Genomic DNA, 19,949 nt, shown 5'->3' with positions numbered 1-19,949 from the left:
GGAACCGGTTCACCCAATTGCCGCAGCTTGCCCGCCGCCTGTTTGTACTGCCTCCCGAACTCGAAGGGGCAGCACGAAACTGGCTTGAGCTTGGCGAGCGGACCCCCAGGGCCGCCCGCTACGCATCGTCCGTTGTGCTCTTGCGCGACTCGCCCACCGGTTTGGAAACCTGGCTTGGCTACAGGCCCGGTTCCTCGCCGTTGGGCGTTGTCGCGTTCCCGGGCGGATCTTTGGACCCGTCCGACGACGATCCCGTCGGATGGGTAGGCCCCACGCCCCAGCAGTGGGCTGAGCACATGGGAACGGACGACGTCGGACTCGCCCGCCGTCACGTGGTGGGCGCCATCCGCGAACTCTTTGAAGAAACCGGTGTGCTGCTTGCCGGACCGGATGCTTCCTCCACCGTTGAGGCCAACTCAACGGTGGATTGGATGCGGGCCCGTGAAGCCGTGGCGGCCCAGGAAAAGTCCTTCACGGAGATGCTCTCCAAGCGCGGGCTCTCCCTCCGGACGGACTTGCTCAAGCCCTTGGTGAACTGGCTCAGTCCGGACTTCGCCCACACCCGCTTCAACACGCGTTACTTCGCGGCTACGGTCCCCGTGAACCAGCAGCCCAGCATCCTGGAAAGCAAGGGAGTTTGGGGTCGCTGGGTGACTGCGGCCGAAGCGATCGCCCTCAGGGAGACCCCGGCGCTCGGCGATGAGATTGGCCAGCCGAATACGGTGGGCCTCACCCTCGGCCAGCTCTTGGTCCCAGGCTCCGAGATCATGCTCGAGAAAATGGCCGCCTCCAATGGGTGCATCGCCTACCTGAGCTACAAACGCAAAGCGCATGTGTACCAGGCCAGGCTCGTGGACGAGGGCGGAATCCTGATGCTCGAGGTCGAGGCAGCACGAACTATCGCCGGAGAGCCCCAACGCGAGCGTTAGCCCCTTTTTTTCGACCCTCTCTCACATCCCTCGGGTTTGGGGCGGATCCTCTCTCATGTCCCTAGGGCTTGAGCCGGTCCGTCTCTCACGTCCCTAGGGCTTGAGCCGGTCCGTCTCTCACGTCGAACAAAAAAGCCGCCCCGGTCACGACCGGGGCGGCTTTTCTGATGTGATGCTTAGCGCGAACGCTGGCGAAGACGCTGCATGTCCAGAATCACGACGGCGCGGGCTTCCAGGCGGAGCCAACCGCGCTGGACGAACTCGGCCAGTGCCTTGTTGACGGTTTCGCGGGACGCGCCCACCAGCTGGGCCAGTTCTTCCTGCGTGAGCTCGTGGGCCACCAGAACGCCGTCAGTGGCCGGGCGGCCGAAGCGGTCGGCCAGGTCCAAGAGGGCCTTGGCAACGCGGCCGGGGACGTCCGAGAAGACGAGGTCGGACAGGGAGTCGTTGGTGCGGCGGAGGCGGCGGGCCAGGGCCTGCAGCAGCTGCGCGGAAACCTCGGGGCGCGTGCGAAGCAATGCGTTGAGGCTCTCGTTCTTGAGGCCGGCCAGGCGGGTCTCCGAAACGGCGGTAGCCGTGGCGGTACGCGGGCTGGGGTCGAACAACGCCATTTCGCCGAAAAGCTCGCCCGGGCCGAGGATGGCCAGCAGGGACTCGCGGCCATCGGGGGAGGTGCGGCCGAGCTTCACCTTGCCGGAAACGATGAAGTAGAGCTGGTCACCCTGGTCGCCTTCGCGGAACACCGAAGCCCCACGTGAAAGGTCCACCTCGGTGAGTTCGTCCGTCAGCAAGCGGAATGCGTCGTCGTCAAGGGTGGCGAAGAGGGGTGCGCGGCGCAATACCTCGATGTCCATGAAATCTCCTGAATATAAGTTTCGGTCGTGGCGCTCAGGCCATTGTTTCAGAATTTTTAGGCTTCTGTGACGTACTTGGCACGTGAAACGCTGAAACGACGCGGATTCCGGCCGCGGAACACCGCAAATGGCGGCACTTAATCGGCTTTTGGTGGCTGCTGCGGGTGATGTGACTAACGGTTGGTTGTCAGGGTCCGCAACTACAATTGGCGCTACCCGGCTATGAGGAGCATTGGTGTTTGGCTTGACGATATTGGATTTGGCATTGATCTTGATGCTGCTGTCCTACCTGATCTATGGCCTGCGCAACGGCTTTATGGTCACGCTGGGTGGAATTGCGGGATTCGTGGTTGGCGCCATCGCAGCGTTCGTTGCCGTGCCGCTCGTGAGTGGCTGGGTGACTGACAGCGGTTGGAGGCTGACCGCCACGGTGGGTGCCGCCGTCGTGCTTATTGCTTTGGGTCATGGGCTGGGAACCATGATCGGGCGCAGAATTCGCCACGCTGTGCGGATCAAGCCGCTGCACGCCGTTGACCGGTTGATCGGTGGCGTGGTGAGCGTGGTGGTGGCGGCGTTGGTCATGTCCATGCTGGCGTTCAGCATCAGTTCGCTGGGTGTGCCCTTTGTTTCGCAGCAGCTGGCCGGCTCCCGTGTGATCCGGTATATCGACACCATCACTCCCACGCCCGTCAAGAGCACCATGGCTCAGTTGCGGTCCACGGTGATCGGCGACGGCATTCCCAAGCTCATCGAGGGCATCGGTCCCGTGACTCCGGTGCCCGTCCCCAACGCCTCAACGGACACCCCTGCCCTGAACCAGGCTGCCGAGTCCGTCCTCAAGATCGCGGGAACGGCCTTTGAATGTGGCCAGAACCAGACCGGTTCCGGATTCGTCGTCTCGCCCGGGCGCGTCGTGACCAACGCGCACGTTGTGGCGGGCGTGTCGCAGCCGGTGGTGGAAATTCCCGACGGCGGTGCGTTGCCGGGTCGGGTGGTGTACTTCGACCCCCAGCGGGACATCGCGGTCCTGGCCGTGGACGGCCTGCAGTCCAGCCCACTGCCGATGAGTGCCGACCTGCCCGAAGGCAGCCCTGCGGCCTTTGCCGGGTACCCGCACGGCGGTCCTTTCCAATCAAAGCCGGCCACCGTCCAAGGAATTTCGACCATCATTGTCCCGGACATCTACGGCGACAATCCCTCTCCGGAGCTGGTCTACAAGCTGGCCGGTGACGTCCAGCCGGGCAACTCCGGCGGTCCGCTGCTGACCATGCAGGGCGAGGTGGCCGGGCTGATCTTCGCCAAGACCACCACCGATGCCGCCCTTGGCTTCGCCCTCACCATGGCAGACCTGTCGCCTGTGGCAGCGCAGGCCTCAGGACTCAACAGCCCCGTATCGCCAGGTCAATGCACCCGTAAGTAGGGGCCTCTCCCGCATCGTGGGTGTTTTCGGGCTGCCACCGCTCACGGAGCGGGCATAGTTCCCCTGAGTTCCCGGGCCGCTATAGATTGGGAGCCATGACTGAAGCCACTCCCGCCACCGAAGCCGGTCGCGGCACCATCCTTGTGATCAATGGACCCAACCTCAACCTTTTGGGCACCCGAGAGCCGGAGAAGTACGGAACGTCCACATTGGCCGACGTCGAGCAACTCGCCATGTCGGCGGCTGCGGCCCATGGCTTCACTGTTGACTGCGTGCAGTCGAACCACGAAGGCGATCTCCTGGACGCGATCCACGCTGCACGTGGGACGGCCGTCGGGATCGTCATCAACGCCGGGGCCTACACGCACACGTCCGTGGCACTTCGTGATGCCCTGGCCGCAGTGCAACTGCCCGCCGTCGAAGTCCACATCACCAACGTCCACCAGCGTGAAGAGTTCCGTCACCACTCGTACTTGTCGGGCGTCTGCACCGCGATCATCGTGGGTGCGGGGGTGCTCGGGTACAAGCTGGCCATCGACTACCTGGCGGACGCCGTCTAAAGCCCGCGGGATGTGAGCGAGCGTCCGGATCAAGCCCGCGGGATGTGAGCGAGCGTCCGGATCAAGCCCGCGGGATGTGAGCGAGCGTCCGGATCAAGCCCGCGGGATGTGAGCGAGCGTCAGAGAGCCCTGAACCGCAGCAGGATTGCGTGCTCCGGCTTCAAGACGGGCACGGGGAGTCCCACTTCGCCCAGGAAGAAAGCTACGAAGCCTGGTTAGCGTGGTCTTTCCTGACTGCGATTTGGGTGACAACAGGAGGCGAATTTACACGAGTAGATTCCGAAAGCACAAGACATTTCGGCGAATGTTGGTGATGAATGTTCGAACGTGTTCTGTCTGTTGACTCGTGTAGATCGCGGTGGAAGACTCATGAGGAACCCAAAAAGGGACGCTTCGCAAGCTGCGCCTGCAGCTTCAGGAAAGGCAAACAATGACGTTTTCGATCGGTGTTGTGGGTGCCGGGCAGTTCGGCAGCCAGTTCGCACACTTGTTCAAGCTCCACCCGGGCGTCAGCGCTGTCTACGCAGTGGATGAACTCCCCGAGCGTGCAGCTGCAGCCCAGGAACGCTGGGGCCTGGATGGTGTCAAGGGCAGCTTTGAGGAGTTGTTGGAGTCCGACGTCGATGCTGTCGCCATCTTCACGCAGCGGTGGACGCACGGGCCCTTGGTCGAGCGTGCCATGCGAGCTGGAAAACACGTCTATTCAGCGGTGCCGATGGCCATTTCCGAAGAAGAAATTGCCCGGATCATCGAAGCCGTACGCGAGACCAAGCTGGTGTACGCGATGGGGGAGACCAGCTACTACAACCCCGCCACCGTGTTCGCCCGCGAGCAGCACGCCGCCGGCAAGTTCGGCCGCATCTTCTACACCGAGGGTGACTACGTCCACGACATGGACCTGGGATTCTACGAGGCCTACCAGTACAGCGGCGGAGAGCGTTGGAAGGAAACTGCCAGCTACCCGCCCATGCTCTACCCCACCCACGCCATCGGCGGCGTCCTTGGCGCTGTGCCCGGTCACGCGGTCAGCGTCAGCTGCATCGGCGTGAAGGACCAACGCGGCGACGGTGTCTTCGACAAGGAAGTCAGCATGTTCGCCAACGACTTCTCCAACGCCACGGCGCTGTTCGAAATGAACGACGGCGGTGCGATGCGCACCAATGAGATGCGCCGCGTCGGCTACCCCTCGCACATCCGGGAATCACGCTTCCGCTTCTTCGGCACCGATGCCAGCTTTGAACAACTCGCCACCACCACCGTGTGGCAGGACAAGTCTTCCGTGCAGGACGTCTCCGAGCAGGTGGAAACCAAGCCCACCATGTCCGCCGATGATCCCTCGCTGGCAGATGTGGCACCGGAACTGCGGGACGCCTTCATCTCAGGCCTTGCACCGGTTCACGACCAGTCCCGTTTGCCCGACGAGTTCCTGGGCGCACCCAACGGGCACGAAGGCAGCCACCAATTCCTGGTGGACGACTTTGTGACGGCCGTGAATAACCGGACGCTTCCACCGGTCAATGCCTGGGTGGCGGCCCGATTCACCCTCCCCGGCATCGTCGCCCACGAATCCGCACTCCGTGGTGGGGAACGGCTCCCCATCCGCGACTTCGGTGATGCTCCCGTGGAGTAGCTAGCATTTACCCATGACGACAACGGCAGTACAAACCCCGCGCGGACCGGTTACACGCAAAGACGTGGCCCGGTACGCCGGGGTGAGTACCGCCGTCGTGAGTTATGTGGTGAACGGTGGGCCCAAGAACGTTGCCCCTGCCACGGAAGCCAAAGTGCGCGATGCCATCCGTGTTTTGGGGTACCGGCCCAACGCTGCGGCGCGGGCGCTGAAGCTGGGTTCCAGCGAGACAATAGGCGTTGTGGTGCCGGACAACACCAACCCGTTCTTCACGCATTTGGCCCACGCCGTGGAAGAGGCGGCATCCGAACTGGGCTACGGGATGGTGCTCACCAACTCGGACGGCAGCCTGACCCGCGAGCGGAAGAATATCCGGACCTTGGCCGCACGCCAGGTTGACGGCGTGTTCCTGGCCAGCTGTGTGTTCGACCCCGATGTCTCGGAGTTGGAGGCCTCGGAAATCCCGTCAGTCCTCTTGAACAACGCAGGATCCCCGCCGGGTTTCGCCAGCGTTGGCGTGGACCTGGAAGCCGGCGGCCGGGCCGCTGTCCAGCACCTGATAGGCCATGGACACACGAACATCGGCCTGGCCATCGGCACCAACACGGGGAACCAACTGGATGGACGCGAAGTTGGCTGGCTGGCCACGCTGCGTGAAGCGGGCCTGCCGGACGGCCCCATGCTGCACAGTCCGTTCACCCGGCCCGGCGGCTACGAAGTAGGTAAGCGATTCCTGTCCATGGCCAACCGGCCCACTGCGATCTTCGCCAGTAACGACATGCAGGCCATCGGCATCCTCCGCGCCTTCCACGAGGCCGGAGTCCGGGTGCCCGAGGACATGGCGCTGGTGTCCTTCGATGGGTCTTTGGACTCCGAATACAGTTGGCCCGCACTGACTACGGTGGCGCAGCCGGTCCAACTGATGGCCGAAGCCGCCGTTCGGGCGTTGGTGGGCAAGGGCCGCGCCGAGGAACCACAGCACCACATCCTGCCCACCGAGCTGATCATCCGGCAGTCCTGCGGCTGCAAATAGCCCGCCGGAGGTTACGACGGCGGCGGGCGGCTACGAGTCCATGCTCGCGTAGCGCTCCGGGCGGGCCAGCACCTGGCTTATCTGCGCTGTCCCGGCAGCGACGGCCAGACGGACCAGCAGGAAACCGGCGGCGAACACTCCGCCGATGGTCAGGAACACCACGGGTTGGGTCAGCAACACCATGCCCGTCAGCGGCAGGACCAGCGCGGCCGCGGCAGCCGCCGAAATGCCGGCCACCAGGAACAGTGGCGACATCACAGCTTTGACCCGCGACGCCACCATAAGCTTGCGCGGCATGCCCACACGATCCAAAGCCACCAGGGTCGAAGCCCGGTCGAGCACCGCAGCTGCCTGGTTCACACCCGCTGAGCACGCCACCATCAGGAACGAACCCAGCAGGGTGATCATCACGCCCGTGTTGATGTCCCGTACCAGCAAGGCCGTCTCATCCGTTGCGCTGCCGCCCATGGTGTCGGCCACAGCCATGCCGACGCCCACGAACACCCCCACAAAGCTGGTCATCGCGACGCCCCCAACTTGCCGCCACGATTCCTTGGGGCTTTCCAGCACAGTCCGCGCTGCCAGCAATTGCTCGGGTCGTTTGGCCCGCTTGAGCTGCGAAGACGCCCGCAACCTCAGGATCCACGGACCCATCAGGTTCAACGCCAGCAACGCCAGGCCAAAACAACCGCCCATAACGGCGATGATCACAATGAACGCGCCAAAGCTGCTGAGCATACCCATCGCCATCACGCCGACCACCACCACAACAGCCGCGATGAGCCCGCGAACCCAATGGACGCCGTCGGCCGTTTGCCTGGTCCTGACGCCCAGCGGGGTGACTACAACTTTGCGTAGTCCCAGGGCTGCGCTCGCCGCGGCCAGCACACAGACGCCCAGGATGCAGCCGAGGATGGAGGGCACGGACAGCCAGGCGTGGCCGGCGATGGCCTGGCCGCGGAACTGGATCAGCCCCAGGAATGGCGCAGCGCAGGCGTACAGCCCCGCCCCCGCGAGCGCTCCCACTGCCGCCAACACGGTGGACTCGATGACGGTCATCCAGACCACAGTGGCGCTGTCCGCGCCCAACAAGCGCAAGGACGCCAGGCGGTCATCACGACGGCGGGCGGCGAGTCGGGCGGCCGAGGCGCCGAGCGTCAGGAGCGGAATGATGAGCAAGACCATGGCAACGACGGCGAGCGCTTGGTAAGTGCCTGCGATGTCGTCCGACCAGGACCAGAAAACCTGCGAGCCGCCGGCCACGGTCAGGAGCAGGGCTGTGACTGTACCAAAGGCGAGCACCGGTAGTCCGGCGTCGCGGAGGCCTGTTTCGCGGAGACTGCTGCCGTTGCTTCGTGCCAGGTACGGGGTGAGCCGGAAGGCCATGGAGAGACTAGACATTGAAGGCACCCTTGAAGCTGTTGGTGGACGGTGCAGCGGGGGCAACAGACCCGCCGCTGTCCGCCACAATCCTGCCGTCGCGCAACTCCACAACCCGCTGGCATCGGGCTGCCACGTTGGGATCGTGGGTGACCACCAGCAACGTGCGCCCGTTGGCTGCCACAGAGCGAAGCAGGACGTCCAGGACTTCATTGGAGGTGGTCGAGTCCAAGGCGCCGGTGGGCTCATCAGCAAAGACAACCCGGGCGCCCGTGACCTGGGCCCGGGCGATGGCTACCCGCTGGACCTGTCCGCCGGACAGCTCGCCCAGCCGGCGCTGCTCCATGCCGGTAAGGCCCAACGCTCCAAGCCACTCGGCAGCCCGGGACTCCGAGGTTGCGCGGTCTGTGCCGTTGAGCATCAGCGCCAGTGCGACGTTCTCCACGGCGGTCAGTTCCGGCAGGAGCATGCCCTGCTGGAACACGAAGCCGAACTCTTCCCTGCGCAGGCGGGACAACGCTGCGTCGCCCAGAGTGTCCAGGCGCAAAGGCGCCGTTGGCGTGTTTAGAGTGATCGAGCCGGCGTCGGGCCTCAAAATCCCGGCTAGGCAGTGCAACAGGGTGGTCTTGCCCGAACCGGAGGGTCCGATGATCGCGATGGATTCCCCGGCGTTCGCGGTGAAGTCGACATGGTCCAGCGCGATGCTGCCGGGGTAATGCTTGGTGAGTTGCTGGGCGTGGAGGATGGCGTTCATAAATCCAGCTTCCCCGAAGGGCACCTCCGCCGGCGTCAGTCCCGCGGCTGAACTCTGCGGCCACGCCTCCACCCGGGGTATGAGACCCAGGTAGTTGGGCTAGTCTCCGGCGATCCTCAACTTGGCCACATTCTCGGCCAGCACGCGTCGGGCGTCCTCGCCCAGCAGCGAGTCGGTGATCAGCTCGTCGGCCTCTTCCAACTGGGCGATCGAGGCGATGCCCACCACGCCCCACTTGCTGTGATCAGCCAACACCACGGTGCTCCGGGCGGACGTCATGAAGGCCCGGTCAGTTTCTGCCTCCAGCAGGTTCGGCGTGGTGAAGCCGGCCTGGGCATCCATGCCGTGGACTCCCAGGAACAGGACATCCAGGTGAAGCTGCTTCAGGGAAGCCGTGGCAATCGGTCCCACCAAAGCATCAGAGGGCGTGCGCTCGCCGCCGATCAGGATCACCGTGGAGCCGAACCGGGCGGGCCCTGATGAGGACCCGTGATGAAAGAGGTCGGCGATCCGGACGGAGTTGGTGACCACTGTAATGCGGGGACCGTGGACCAGTTCCTGGGCAAGGGCCCACGTGGTGGTTCCGGCGCTGAGGCCTATCGCCATGCCTTCCTGGACCATCGAGGCAGCCTCGACGGCAATGGCATGCTTCTCCGCGGTGAGTTGCGTGGACTTCAGCTCAAAGCCCGGTTCATGGGTGCTTGCATCACCGGGCAGCTTGGCTCCACCGTGGATACGTTCCACGCGGCCGGTTTCCTCCAGTGCTTCAATGTCCCGCCGGACGGTCATGGGGGAGACCCCCAACAATTGCGCGAGGTCAGAGACCCGGACCACGCGCTCACGCTGGACGGCGTCGATGATGGCGGAGTGGCGTGCTGCCTGAAGCATCGGGGCCTTTCTGGAACTTCGTCAAACAGGGGGCTGAGTCTGGCTCCAGTCTAGGACGCGGCCCCTCCGCCCGGCGGCTTATCGGGTCGCGGTGTCGTTACGCAGCTGCTTTTAACGCACGACGGCGCCGCTCACCCCGGGAGGTGAGCGGCGCCGTCGAGCGTTACTTACTTGCGGAGCGAATCCGCAATCTGGGTCATGATGCCGGGGTCTGCCAGTGTGGTGGCGTCGCCAGTGTCACGGCCTTCTGCGATGTCCTTCAGAAGGCGGCGGACGATCTTTCCCGAGCGGGTCTTGGGAAGTTCCGGAACGATCAGCAGCTGCTTGGGCTTGGCGATTGGGCCGATTTCCTTGCCCACGTGGTTGCGCAGTTCCAGGACGGTTTCGTCACCGTTGTTCACGGCGTCACCGCGGAGGATGACGAAGGCGACGACGGCCTGGCCGGTGGTTTCGTCAGCGGCGCCGACAACGGCTGCTTCGGCAACGGACGGGTGTGAGACCAGTGCGGACTCGATCTCCGTGGTGGAGAGGCGGTGGCCGGAAACGTTCATGACATCGTCCACGCGGCCCAGGAGCCAGACGTCGCCGTCCACGTCCTTCTTGGCGCCGTCGCCGGCGAAGTACATAGCCTCGAAGCGGGACCAGTAGGTGTCCTTGAATCGCTCGGGGTCGCCCCAGATGCCACGCAGCATGGACGGCCACGGTTCTCGGACCACCAGGTAGCCGCCTTCACCGTTGGCCACTGGCTGGCCGGATTCGTCCACTACGTCCACGGCGATGCCGGGCAGTGGAACCTGCGCCGAGCCGGGCTTGGTGGCTGTGACGCCGGGAAGCGGGGCGATCATCTGCGCGCCGGTTTCTGTCTGCCACCAGGTGTCCACGATCGGTGCCGGGTGTTCCTTCTTTTCGCCGTTCTTACCGGCGTTGGCACCGATGACGTCCCGGTACCACATCCACGCTTCGGGGTTGATGGATTCGCCCACGGAGCCGAGGACGCGGATGGAGGAGAGATCGTACTTGTCCGGGATGTCCCGGCCCCACTTCATGAACGTCCGGATGGCGGTGGGCGCGGTGTACAGGATGGAGACCTTGTACTTCTCCACGATTTCCCACCAGCGGCCCTGGTGCGGGGAGTCAGGGGTGCCTTCGTACATGACCTGGGTGGCGCCGTTGATGAGCGGCGCGTAGGTGACGTAGGAGTGGCCGGTGACCCATCCGACGTCGGCGGTGCACCAGTACACATCCGTTTCCGGGTGCAGGTCGAATACGGCCTTGTGCGTGTAGGCGCCTTGGGTGAGGTAGCCGCCGGTGGTGTGCAGGATGCCCTTGGGCTTGCCAGTGGTGCCGGAGGTGTAAAGGATGAACAGCGGGTGTTCGGAGTCATGCCCGACGGCGGTGTGCTCGGTTGAGGCCTTATCAACCGTGTCGGACCACCAGAGGTCGCGGCCTTCGACCCAGTTGACGTCCTCGCCGTTGCGCTTGACCACAACGACGTTCTGGACCGTATGACCTTCTTTGGACAGGGCCTCGTCCACGGCCGGCTTCAGGGCGCTGGGCTTGCCGCGGCGGTAGGTGCCGTCGGCGGTGACCACGAGCTTGGCTTCGGCGTCCTCGATCCGGGAACGCAGCGCGTCCGCGGAGAAGCCGCCGAACACCACGGAGTGCACGGCGCCGATCCGGGCGCAGGCAAGGAGCGTGATGACGGCCTCGGGAATCATGGGCAGGTACACGGCCACGCGGTCGCCCTTGGCAACGCCGAGGGACTCAAATGCGTTGGCGGCCTTCTTGACCTCTTCGGTCAGTTGCGCGTAGGTGTAGCTACGGGTGTCGCCGGGTTCGCCTTCGAAGTAGATAGCGACGCGGTCGCCCAGACCGTTTTCGACGTGTCGGTCCAGGGCGTTGTAGGCAGCGTTGATCTCGCCGCCGACGAACCACTTGGCGAACGGCGGGTTGGACCAATCCAAGGCCTCGGTGAAGTCCTTGTCCCAGCTCAACAGCTCGCGGGCCTGCTTGGCCCAGAACGCGGGACGGTCCGCTTCGGCCTCTTTATAGGCGTCCACGCTAGTCACACTGTTTGCGGCGAAGTCTGCAGAAGGCGCGAACTTGCGGTTCGCGTGGAGGAGATTTTCAAGTGCCTCGACGTGTGCCCCGTTCTGAGCAGTTGAAGCTGCAGCGGTGGCCGTGGATCCGGTGGTGTCCTGGGACATGGTGAACCTCATCATTCATCGATCTTTGCTGCGCGGAACCTGCCGCGAGGTTCCCGCCCGGGCCGTCGTCGGCGTCGAACGTCTCCCCGAAAGGTCCGCAGAGTGCTGTCCGCCATCAACACTATCGCTTTGAAAGGTCCGACGTGTGCGTCGTCACAAACACGCCAGTGAGCGGCGCAGATTTAGCGACGAATGGCACCGATCGAGGTGGGGAACCGTTTACATGACGCACGACTCACCTGGGCGGCTTGGCTGAACGACGGCGGCGCGCGCCCGCCGCAGTATGCGCTGCCGTCCCCAGTCTCTTTCTGTAAGGGACCTTGGAGTTTGCTGTGGGCGAAGCCGGATGGCCGTTTTCAGCTAGAACCCTGTCAGTGGGGTGGCATAGGCTGAAGAAGTCTTGGGACGCACCTCGAGCGTGACCGGTTTTCCGCGGAATCCTGCGGGGGTCACCTGTCCGGACTGCCCAGGACGCCGCCGTACGAAGGAGAAATAGATGAACCAGCTGAGCCCAGGCCCGCACGACTCACCCCGGACGGGACCGGACACCACGGCTGGAACGGCCACCGCACCAGGTGGCAACGCTGCTGGGAATCCTGACGCTGCCAAGAACGACGCTGCCAAGAATGACGCCACCAAGTACGACGCCGTCGCGGGGCCGTTCACCATCCGTGACCTGACAGTCTTCGGATCCACGCTGTTGATGTTCGTCGCGTCCCTGCTGCCGATGTTCGGAGAGCGCTATAACCTCTGGAACCTCGGAAACCTGTTCTTCCTGCTGCTGGGCATCATTCTGCCGTTGGTTGTGGTGGCGCTCTTCATTGCCCGCAGATTGCAGCCGGGAACCATCGTTCGCGTAGGTTCGCTGTCTGTTGACCAGTTCGCGTCCGTCACGGCGTCCTTCGCTTTCCCTCTCTTCTTCCTGACCATCGCAAACTCCTTCAACGGCGGGGTCCTGCTGGGCCTGATCGGCTCTGTGGGCCTCCTGGCCGCAACCGTCCTTGCCCCGCACCTTCCGTGGCTGTCGGCCGATTTCAAGGGCCGCACCGAAACGCCGGCCCACGTTGTTGCCCGCGAAGCCGCAGTGCCCAGCCGCAAGCCCGCCGCCCCCAAAGCACCCAAGGAACCCGCAGCTCCCAAGACCGCCGCAGGAACATCCGCTGCTGCTCCGGCGCCCGGGTTCCAGGGATCGACGTCCGGACACCAGGCTCCGGGCGCGTCCGTTTACGGGGCTGGCGCTGCCGCAGCTGCTGCCAGCACTGGTGGTGTTGATGCAGGAGGCTCTGGTGCCGCAGGTTCTGGTGCCGCAGGTGCCAGCCCGTTCGCTCCGCCAGCCAGCTACGGAGCCGCACCGTCCGCCGCAACCGAGGCTCCCGCCGTCGTGCATTCAGCGGACGGCACCTCAACAGGCAGCACTCCGGTAGGCCAGAATTCCGCCGGCCGTCCTTCAACTGAAAGTAAGACAGACGTGGGCAGCCCCTCAGCAGCTGGTTCGGCGACGAGCCAAGCATCGGACGGGGCCGGCGCTCCGTCTTCCGCGCCCACTCCGGCGCAGGAGGTTGAGAAGGGTGCTGAGGCAGGGACGGAAGCCGGTAAGACCCCAGCGGCCGCTGAGCTCGCCACTACTCAGCACGCCACGCAACCAGCAGCGCAGCAGCCTGCCGCCCAGCAACCCGCCGCCCAACAGCCGTGGGCTGCCACCATGGCCACTCCCATCGTTTCCGGCGACACCCGGAGAGTCAGCGATTCGATCGGTGCCACAGTGGACCCTGCCAGCCGTCCGGAAGAATCCGATTCCCCGCACTATGAGGCCTTCTGGTTCGCCGTGGCCCAGCCCAGGACCGCGTACGACGAACACTCGGGAGCTCCTGCCTTCACCATCGAACCCGGTGGTTGGGTGCTCGCGCTCGAGGATCGAGGACATGAATTCCTGGTGCAGGACACCGACGGCAAGGTTGGGGTTCTTCGGGAGCTCAGCAACATCGAACGCGGCTAAGCAGGGATCCCGTGGCCATCGCTGAAGCTGGTTCGCTGCTCGCACTCAAACGCCGGGCCCGGAAAATCAACCGGGTCCTGGCCGAAAAGTATCCGTACGCGCATGCGGAGCTGGATTTCCGCAACCCGTTTGAGCTGGTGGTGGCCACGGTCCTGTCCGCACAGACCACCGATGTGCTGGTCAACCAGGTCACCAAGATCTTGTTTGCCCGGTACCCGGATGCGAGGGCCATGGCAGAGGCTGATCCCGTGGAGCTGGAGACCATCCTTCAGCCCACCGGCTTCTTCCGGGCCAAAGCGCGGAACGTCCTGGCACTGAGCAACCGGCTGGTGGATGAGTACGACGGCGAGGTCCCGGGCAGGCTGGAGGACCTCGTGACGTTGCCTGGCGTCGGGCGGAAAACGGCCAACGTGGTTCTTGGCAATGCCTTTGGCGTCCCCGGGATCACGGTGGACACGCACTTTGGACGATTGGCCCGACGCTTCGGGTGGACGGCCTCCGATGATCCTGTGAAGATCGAGTTCGACGTCGCCGACTTGTTCGAACCCAAGGATTGGACCATGTTGTCGCATCGGGTGGTCTTCCACGGACGCCGGGTGTGCCATGCCAGGAAGCCTGCGTGCGGTGCCTGTCCGGTGGCCAGTCTCTGTCCCAGTTACGGCGACGGCGAGACTGATCCGGTCAAAGCAGCCAAGCTCCTGAAGTACGAGCTCGCCCCGGGCAATGAGGCACTGCTGGATCAACTCTTGGCGGAGACCCACCGCGCCGCGGAAATCCGCATGGAATCGCAAAGGAGGCCTGGGTGACCGCGCTTGAGGAATTGTCGGCGCTGGTGACCCGGTTCGAGGCTGGCGAACAGCAGCACTCTGTCCTGTGGGAGAGGCTTCCCGTCATCCCGGAAACCAACCGGCCCGCTGCCGTACTCATGCTTTTTGGGGTGTTGGATGACGTGCCGGCTGAGTCCGGGCGCCCCATAGCCCCGGCCGACCTCGACGTCCTGCTCCTGGAGCGGGCGCACACCCTTGACGACCATCCGGGCCAGGTAGCTTTCCCCGGCGGCATGGTGGACCCGGAGGACGAGTCCGTGGTGGCTGCGGCGTTGCGGGAAGCCGTGGAAGAAACCGGGCTGGACGCCAGCGGCGTCCGCGTTCTCGGCACCATCCCAGAGCTTGGACTGATCCGCAGCAATTTCCGCGTGACACCCGTGCTGGGCTGGTGGGACGCGCCGTCGCCTGTCCGCGTAGTGGATTACGCCGAATCCGCGCAGGTGTTCAGGGTGCCGGTGCGCGACCTCCTGGATCCCGTCAACCGGGTCACTGCCACCATTTCCCGCTTCGGACGCACCTACACCAGTCCCGGCTTCACCGTGAACGGTGTGCTGGTCTGGGGGTTTACAGGGATGGTCCTGAGCGGGCTCTTTGACGAACTCGGCTGGACTGTTCCCTGGGACACGGACAAACTCCGCGACGTCGACCTCTAACAGCAGGTGTCTCCCGGCAGCGCCGAGGTTCTGAGCAGCGCTGGTCGCTGTCAGGCGGCCCTGCGTGCCGCCGTCGAACGATCCACTACCAGTCCGGTGGCAGCGTTTTCCCGGACGGCGTTGATGCCTGCAATGACACCCTCAAGGTGTCTGAACGTCGGTGATTCGGCCACGACGGTTCCGTCGGCCGCGGTCAGGCGGAACCGGTACGTTTCGTCGTTGTCCTTGAGAATTTCGAACCTGCCAGCCATTGATGCTCCCCCTTGATGCTTCCTTGCAAACATATGTGGACCAGCGATGTACCCACATAGTGAAAGTAGCCAGAACCGGGGGAGAACGAAAGTTACTTGGCGGTACTTGTCTTTCCGCCTCATATGGCGAGATATGACTGGATAGTCCACGAGGTTATGGGTACCGTGCGGCTACTTCGCCTTGTCGTAAGACTCGACGACGGCGACACTCACCGGGAACTCGACCGGAATACGACCGAACATGAGCTCCTTGGCCGCGGCGGCGGCTTCCTCGATGGCCCTGATGCAGGCTTCCACCGCGTCGTCCGGGGCGTGAACCATCACTTCGTCGTGCAGGAAGAAGACGAGCTCCCCGGAAGGTGAGCCTTCGGCGCGCATGGCCCGCAGCCGGCGTCGTAATTCAGCGAGCCAGCACGCCGCCCATTCAGCGGCCGATCCCTGGACCACGAAGTTGCGGGTGAACCGACCACGGGATCGCGCCAGGTTATCTGCGCGGCGCTGTTCTTCCGCAGTGGTGGATTGCTGGCTGCGCAACCAGCCGGTCGACGGCGGCGGGCTGCTTCGGCCGAGCCGCGTGGTGACCGTCTTGCCGGCCTCGCCTTGGCGGGCGGCTTGCTCCACGAACCCGACGGCGCGTGGATAGGTGCGCGTGAGCTGGGGCATGAGCCTGCCCGATTCTCCAGTAGTGGCGCCGTAAATAGCGCCCAGAAGTGCGATCTTCGCCTTGGCCCGGTCGCCGCCGAACCCCTGTGCTGCGATGCCTGCGTAGAGGTCTTTGTCGCGGGCGGCTTCGGCCATTTTCGTATCCTGGGCCAGTGCAACCAGCACACGGGGTTCCAGCTGGGAGGCATCGGCGACGATGAGCTTGTGGCCGGGATTGGCATGCACCGCAGCCCGGATGTTCCGGGGGATCTGCAGGGCGCCGCCGCCCCGGGATGCCCAGCGACCGGACACTACGCCGCCCACCACGTATTCCGGGTGGAACCGGCCGTCCTGCACCCACGCGTCCAGCCATGCCCAGCCGTTGGCCGTGTGGAGCCGGGAGAGTTTCTTGTAGGCGAGCAGGGGCTGGATGGCAGGGTGCTTTGATTCCTGCAGTTCCCATTGACGCGTGCTCTTCACCTCAATCCCGTTCCGGTGCAGCGCCCGCATGAGGTCCTGAGGGGAATCCGGGTTCAAACCGGGCGAGTTGAGGATGGTCCGGAGTTCGGCGCAGAGCGCTTCAAGGGCCGGAGGCCGGTGTCCCATCGGCGGCCGTGGCCCCAGGACGTCGGCGAGGATCTGCTGATGCAGCTCTTCGCGCCACGGGACACCGGCATGTTGCATTTCAACAGCGATGATGGCGCAGGCTGATTCGGCGGCGAGGAGCAGCTGAAGGCGCTGCTTTCGCTGCTCGTCAGTGGGTACTTGGGCGACTGCATGCTGTTGGGCTGCGAATTCTGCTGTGAGTTCGGCCAGCCCAGCTTTCGTACTCGACGGCGCAAGGTCCTCGAACAGGGCGCCTTGGTCTGCCGGCGGCGCCGGGGGTTGGAGGACGCGCGGCGGCGTAGAGTCGTCGTCCTGCGTGAGCTTGACCGCATGCCGGGCGTAGTCCGTGTCCGCCGTGAATTCCGAGTGCGCCAGGATGGCCCCGCACAGCGCCAGATCATGGCACCGCTCCAGCTCAACGCCGTGGGTCAGCAGTTCCGGATACCAGTCCGTGGCGCGATGCCACACCCAGCGGGGCCGCTGGGCTTCGAATTCACGCACGACGCCGGGCAGCTCACCGCGGGTGACGACGCGAGCGTCCGCCGTGGCTTTTCCGCTGGGAGAGATCCTTTGTATGGCTGCGCCTTCCGGGTGGGCGGCAAGCAGCAAATACATGGTCTCCATTCTGCCTTGTGCGCGGTGCTGTCGTGGCACTCTTCCTCCACAGTCGGCGTCAAGCCAGGGGGGCGGGTCCACGTTGTGCACATACGGGCTTCAGCCCCTTATGGTGATTCGCCGGGTCCACCATCGTGGATCCATGAGCAAGAGAGATCGCCGGCACAGGCAACCCATCAACAAGCCAATGGAAGCGGACATGGACGGAACCTGGGTCCCGCACGATACTGCCGGCATTTTGCTCGTCTCCGCAGACCCCTACCTGCAGGAAGAGGCCAAACGGATTGTTGCAGCCGCTGGTGGAAGCCTCGCGACAGCTATCGATGTGACCGAAGCGGTGCACGGTTGGGACAGTGCCGACGTTGTTTTGGTGGGCAGCGATGTCCGGGAGTTGCCCCCTCGGCGTCGCCCGCCCACAGTGCTGCTGGGCAGGGCTTCCGACGGGGACGAACTCTGGGAGCTGGCCGCTGCCCTGGGCGCTGAACGGGTCGCCGTTCTACCCGAAGCTGCGGCCTGGCTGGCCGAACACCTCAGCATGTCCGGGTCTCCCGATCCCGGGGGCATGGTCATGGGCATCATCGGTGGCAGCGGCGGCGCGGGGGCAACCACAACAGCCATCTGGCTGGCCCAAGCTGCCGCCGATTACGGCGTCAGCACTATGCTCATCGACGGCGATCCTTGGGGTGGCGGCCTTGAACTGGCTGTAACGGCTGAGGACATCCCGGGACTTAGGTGGCCCGACTTCTCCGAAACCCGTGGAAGCATAGATCCCGCCCAGTTTCGGGATTCCTTGCCCTTCGCAGGAGGCTTTGCTTACTTGTCCTGGCCCGGAACCCGGGACGCGGTCCACAGCCCGGACACGCGTGCAGTAGCGGCGGTCATGGACGCCGCACGTCGCAGCTTTGAGCTCATCCTGGTGGACATAGGGCGAAGTGGGGAAGGAGTGCGGAACCTCGCGTGGGACTGCGACAGGATGGTCCTCCTTGCCAAGGCCCACCTCAAATCCGCGGTAGCGGCAGGGCGCATCTTGAGCGAGCTTCCGCCCATCGACGCAGGACTGGTGGTCCGTGGCAGCAGCGCCTCATCCGTAGACGCCGGGCTCATTGCAGAGTCACTGGGACTGCCACTGCTGGGCGTCCTCCCCGAGGTGAGGGGCGTGGCAGCCGGTACCGAATTGGGACGCATCCTTGAATTCGGCCGACGCAGGCCGGTCAACCGGTTTGCCATGTCAGTCCTGGGATTCGACGGTGCCAACCAGTGAACCCGTTTGAGGGAACGCGACGCAGGCAGGGCAGGAAACTCGATTCCCTGCTCCTTGAAACCGTGCGGGAGTCGGTGCTCGCGGGCAACGGACCAGTCACGCCGTCCACAGTCGCAGCGGCGGTTCAGGCGAGCGGCAGGCTGCTGGGCACCGCCGGCGCCCTGGAAGCCGCCGAGTCCATCAACGCTGAGCTGAACGGGTTGGGCCCCCTGCAACAGTTGGCCCAGAATCCGGCTGTGACAGACATCTTCGTCAACGGCCCCAATTCCGTCTGGCTGGACCGCGGACAAGGGCTTGAAAGGTCATCGGTGCACTTCGACACCGAGCAACAGATCAGGTCCCTGGCCTCCCGACTGGTTTCAGCCGGTGGCCGTCGGTTGGATGATGGGTCGCCCTGTGTAGACGTGCGCCTCAACGGCGGCTACCGGGTGCACGCGGTCCTCTCGCCGATATCCACCACCGGGACCCTTCTGTCCATCCGTATCCGCCGCGAGAACGTGTTCACGCTGCCGGAGTTGAGGGAAAGCGGAATGTTCTCCGAACAATGCGAGTGGGTTCTGAGGGCCATCATGAGCCAAAGACTGAGCTTTCTGATCAGTGGCGCTACTGGATCGGGAAAGACCACGCTGCTGTCCACCCTGCTGGGCTTGTGCCACCCGACGGAGCGGTTGGTCCTGATCGAGGACGCCGCCGAACTCAACCCCGTCCACCCCCACGTAGTGACGCTTGAATCCCGGCACGGAAACCTTGAGGGCGGGGGTGCGCTGGATCTTGGAGAACTGGTCCGCCAGGCGCTGCGCATGCGGCCGGACCGGCTGATCGTCGGAGAATGCCGCGGGGCTGAAGTCCGTGAACTGCTGACGGCACTCAACACCGGGCATACAGGCGGCGGCGGGACCATCCACGCCAACGCGGCAGAAGCCGTGCCCGCGCGGCTGGTGGCCCTCGGAGCGTTGGCGGGGTTGAACGCCGAGGCCGTGCGGCTGCAGGTTTCCAGTGCCCTGGATGTCGTCATTCACGTCGACCGGACACCCACGGGACGGAAAGTGGCTTCGATAGGGGTGCTGACTGATACTTCCGAAGGCCAGAAGGTGGTCTCCGCCCTCCACTGGCATCCGACAGGAATGACCTGTGGGCCCGCCTGGCCTGCCCTCGCCCGCCGGCTTCGTCCGTCGTTGCCAACCGGTTTCGACGGGCCCGGCTTCGGCGGGGCACCGGGCAGGTCAGCTGAGACGTTGCCAGTGGACGGTATGTCAGCATCCACACTGCCGGGCACACTGCCAGACGCTCTGCCGGACGGGAGCTGGGCGACCCTGAATGGTTCGCCGAGTCCCTGGCCCATCCCATGATCGGCGCATTCGTCCTCGTTGCAGGGCTCTCGGCCTGGCAGCACTTCCGGGGACATCGTGTTAGTGGCCGACGTGTACGGAAAAGTTTGGGGGA

17 protein-coding genes are annotated in these 19,949 nt (G+C 64.6%); 10 read left to right on the top strand and 7 right to left on the bottom strand.

Annotation, left to right across the window (positions count from 1 at the left end; translation table 11 throughout):
* Positions 1-17: 17 nt before the first annotated feature.
* Positions 18-929: an NUDIX hydrolase gene (locus tag ABIE35_RS02700; RefSeq protein ID WP_354512315.1), complete on the top strand. Its 912-nt coding sequence runs from the start codon at positions 18-20 to the stop codon at positions 927-929.
* 176 nt (positions 930-1,105) lie between these two features.
* Here ABIE35_RS02700 and ABIE35_RS02695 read toward each other — a convergent pair whose 3' ends face one another.
* Complete coding sequence (locus tag ABIE35_RS02695) at positions 1,106-1,783, bottom strand: Crp/Fnr family transcriptional regulator (protein ID WP_011775987.1); 678 nt, start codon at positions 1,781-1,783, stop codon at positions 1,106-1,108.
* A 235-nt stretch (positions 1,784-2,018) separates the two neighbouring features.
* Between ABIE35_RS02695 and ABIE35_RS02690 the strand changes: the two genes are divergently transcribed.
* The 4 genes from ABIE35_RS02690 to ABIE35_RS02675 all read left to right on the top strand — a co-directional run bounded on the left by ABIE35_RS02690 (position 2,019) and on the right by ABIE35_RS02675 (position 6,426).
* Positions 2,019-3,203 carry a MarP family serine protease gene (locus tag ABIE35_RS02690; RefSeq protein ID WP_354512314.1) on the top strand — a complete coding sequence of 395 codons (1,185 nt, stop codon included), beginning with the start codon at positions 2,019-2,021 and terminating at the stop codon, positions 3,201-3,203.
* Between the two features lie 95 nt (positions 3,204-3,298).
* Complete coding sequence (gene aroQ / locus ABIE35_RS02685) at positions 3,299-3,763, top strand: type II 3-dehydroquinate dehydratase (protein WP_091549676.1); 465 nt, start codon at positions 3,299-3,301, stop codon at positions 3,761-3,763.
* A gap of 430 nt (positions 3,764-4,193) precedes the next feature.
* Positions 4,194-5,393 (top strand): Gfo/Idh/MocA family protein, encoded by a 1,200-nt coding sequence (locus tag ABIE35_RS02680; RefSeq protein ID WP_354512313.1) that lies wholly within the window; start codon positions 4,194-4,196, stop codon positions 5,391-5,393.
* A 13-nt stretch (positions 5,394-5,406) separates the two neighbouring features.
* Positions 5,407-6,426 (top strand): LacI family DNA-binding transcriptional regulator, encoded by a 1,020-nt coding sequence (locus ABIE35_RS02675; RefSeq protein ID WP_354512312.1) that lies wholly within the window; start codon positions 5,407-5,409, stop codon positions 6,424-6,426.
* A gap of 30 nt (positions 6,427-6,456) precedes the next feature.
* Here ABIE35_RS02675 and ABIE35_RS02670 read toward each other — a convergent pair whose 3' ends face one another.
* The 4 genes from ABIE35_RS02670 to acs form a co-directional block, all read right to left on the bottom strand.
* Positions 6,457-7,827, bottom strand: a complete 1,371-nt coding sequence (locus ABIE35_RS02670; protein WP_354512311.1) for an FtsX-like permease family protein — start codon at positions 7,825-7,827, stop codon at positions 6,457-6,459.
* On the bottom strand, positions 7,820-8,560 hold the full coding sequence (locus ABIE35_RS02665) for an ABC transporter ATP-binding protein (RefSeq protein ID WP_354512310.1): 741 nt from the start codon (positions 8,558-8,560) through the stop codon (positions 7,820-7,822). The genes ABIE35_RS02670 and ABIE35_RS02665 overlap by 8 nt, the downstream gene beginning before the upstream one ends.
* 99 nt (positions 8,561-8,659) lie before the next feature.
* Positions 8,660-9,448 (bottom strand): DeoR/GlpR family DNA-binding transcription regulator, encoded by a 789-nt coding sequence (locus ABIE35_RS02660; protein ID WP_354512309.1) that lies wholly within the window; start codon positions 9,446-9,448, stop codon positions 8,660-8,662.
* Positions 9,449-9,615: 167 nt separating this feature from the next.
* Positions 9,616-11,655 (bottom strand): acetate--CoA ligase, encoded by a 2,040-nt coding sequence (gene acs / locus ABIE35_RS02655; RefSeq protein WP_354512358.1) that lies wholly within the window; start codon positions 11,653-11,655, stop codon positions 9,616-9,618.
* A 496-nt stretch (positions 11,656-12,151) separates the two neighbouring features.
* Here acs and ABIE35_RS02650 point away from each other — a divergent pair, with 496 nt between their 5' ends.
* The 3 genes from ABIE35_RS02650 to ABIE35_RS02640 are packed head-to-tail and all read left to right on the top strand — an operon-like array spanning position 12,152 to position 15,131.
* Positions 12,152-13,651 (top strand): hypothetical protein, encoded by a 1,500-nt coding sequence (locus tag ABIE35_RS02650; RefSeq protein WP_354512308.1) that lies wholly within the window; start codon positions 12,152-12,154, stop codon positions 13,649-13,651.
* 11 nt (positions 13,652-13,662) lie between these two features.
* Positions 13,663-14,457 carry an endonuclease III gene (nth, locus tag ABIE35_RS02645; RefSeq protein WP_354512307.1) on the top strand — a complete coding sequence of 265 codons (795 nt, stop codon included), beginning with the start codon at positions 13,663-13,665 and terminating at the stop codon, positions 14,455-14,457.
* On the top strand, positions 14,454-15,131 hold the full coding sequence (locus ABIE35_RS02640) for an NUDIX hydrolase (protein WP_354512306.1): 678 nt from the start codon (positions 14,454-14,456) through the stop codon (positions 15,129-15,131). Before nth ends, ABIE35_RS02640 begins: the two co-directional genes overlap by 4 nt.
* 50 nt (positions 15,132-15,181) lie before the next feature.
* On the opposite strand, the gene ABIE35_RS02635 is transcribed toward ABIE35_RS02640, so the two are convergent.
* Together ABIE35_RS02635 and ABIE35_RS02630 are read right to left on the bottom strand one after the other, a co-directional pair.
* The gene (locus ABIE35_RS02635) at positions 15,182-15,382 is read right to left on the bottom strand and encodes a YegP family protein (protein ID WP_354512305.1); all 201 of its coding nucleotides are present in this window, start codon (positions 15,380-15,382) and stop codon (positions 15,182-15,184) included.
* A 171-nt stretch (positions 15,383-15,553) separates the two neighbouring features.
* Positions 15,554-17,245, bottom strand: a complete 1,692-nt coding sequence (locus ABIE35_RS02630) for a bifunctional 3'-5' exonuclease/DNA polymerase (RefSeq protein ID WP_354512304.1) — start codon at positions 17,243-17,245, stop codon at positions 15,554-15,556.
* 142 nt (positions 17,246-17,387) lie between these two features.
* On the opposite strand from ABIE35_RS02630, the gene ssd reads away from it, so the two are divergent.
* Positions 17,388-18,506 carry a septum site-determining protein Ssd gene (gene ssd / locus ABIE35_RS02625; RefSeq protein WP_354512303.1) on the top strand — a complete coding sequence of 373 codons (1,119 nt, stop codon included), beginning with the start codon at positions 17,388-17,390 and terminating at the stop codon, positions 18,504-18,506.
* The gene (locus ABIE35_RS02620) at positions 18,503-19,855 is read left to right on the top strand and encodes a TadA family conjugal transfer-associated ATPase (protein ID WP_354512302.1); all 1,353 of its coding nucleotides are present in this window, start codon (positions 18,503-18,505) and stop codon (positions 19,853-19,855) included. Before ssd ends, ABIE35_RS02620 begins: the two co-directional genes overlap by 4 nt.
* Positions 19,856-19,949 lie beyond the last annotated feature (94 nt).

The organism is Paenarthrobacter sp. 4246, from assembly GCF_040546855.1.
Taxonomy (GTDB): domain Bacteria; phylum Actinomycetota; class Actinomycetes; order Actinomycetales; family Micrococcaceae; genus Arthrobacter.
Note: the sequence above shows the minus strand (reverse complement) of the source record. Positions and strands in the feature narration are given on the sequence as shown.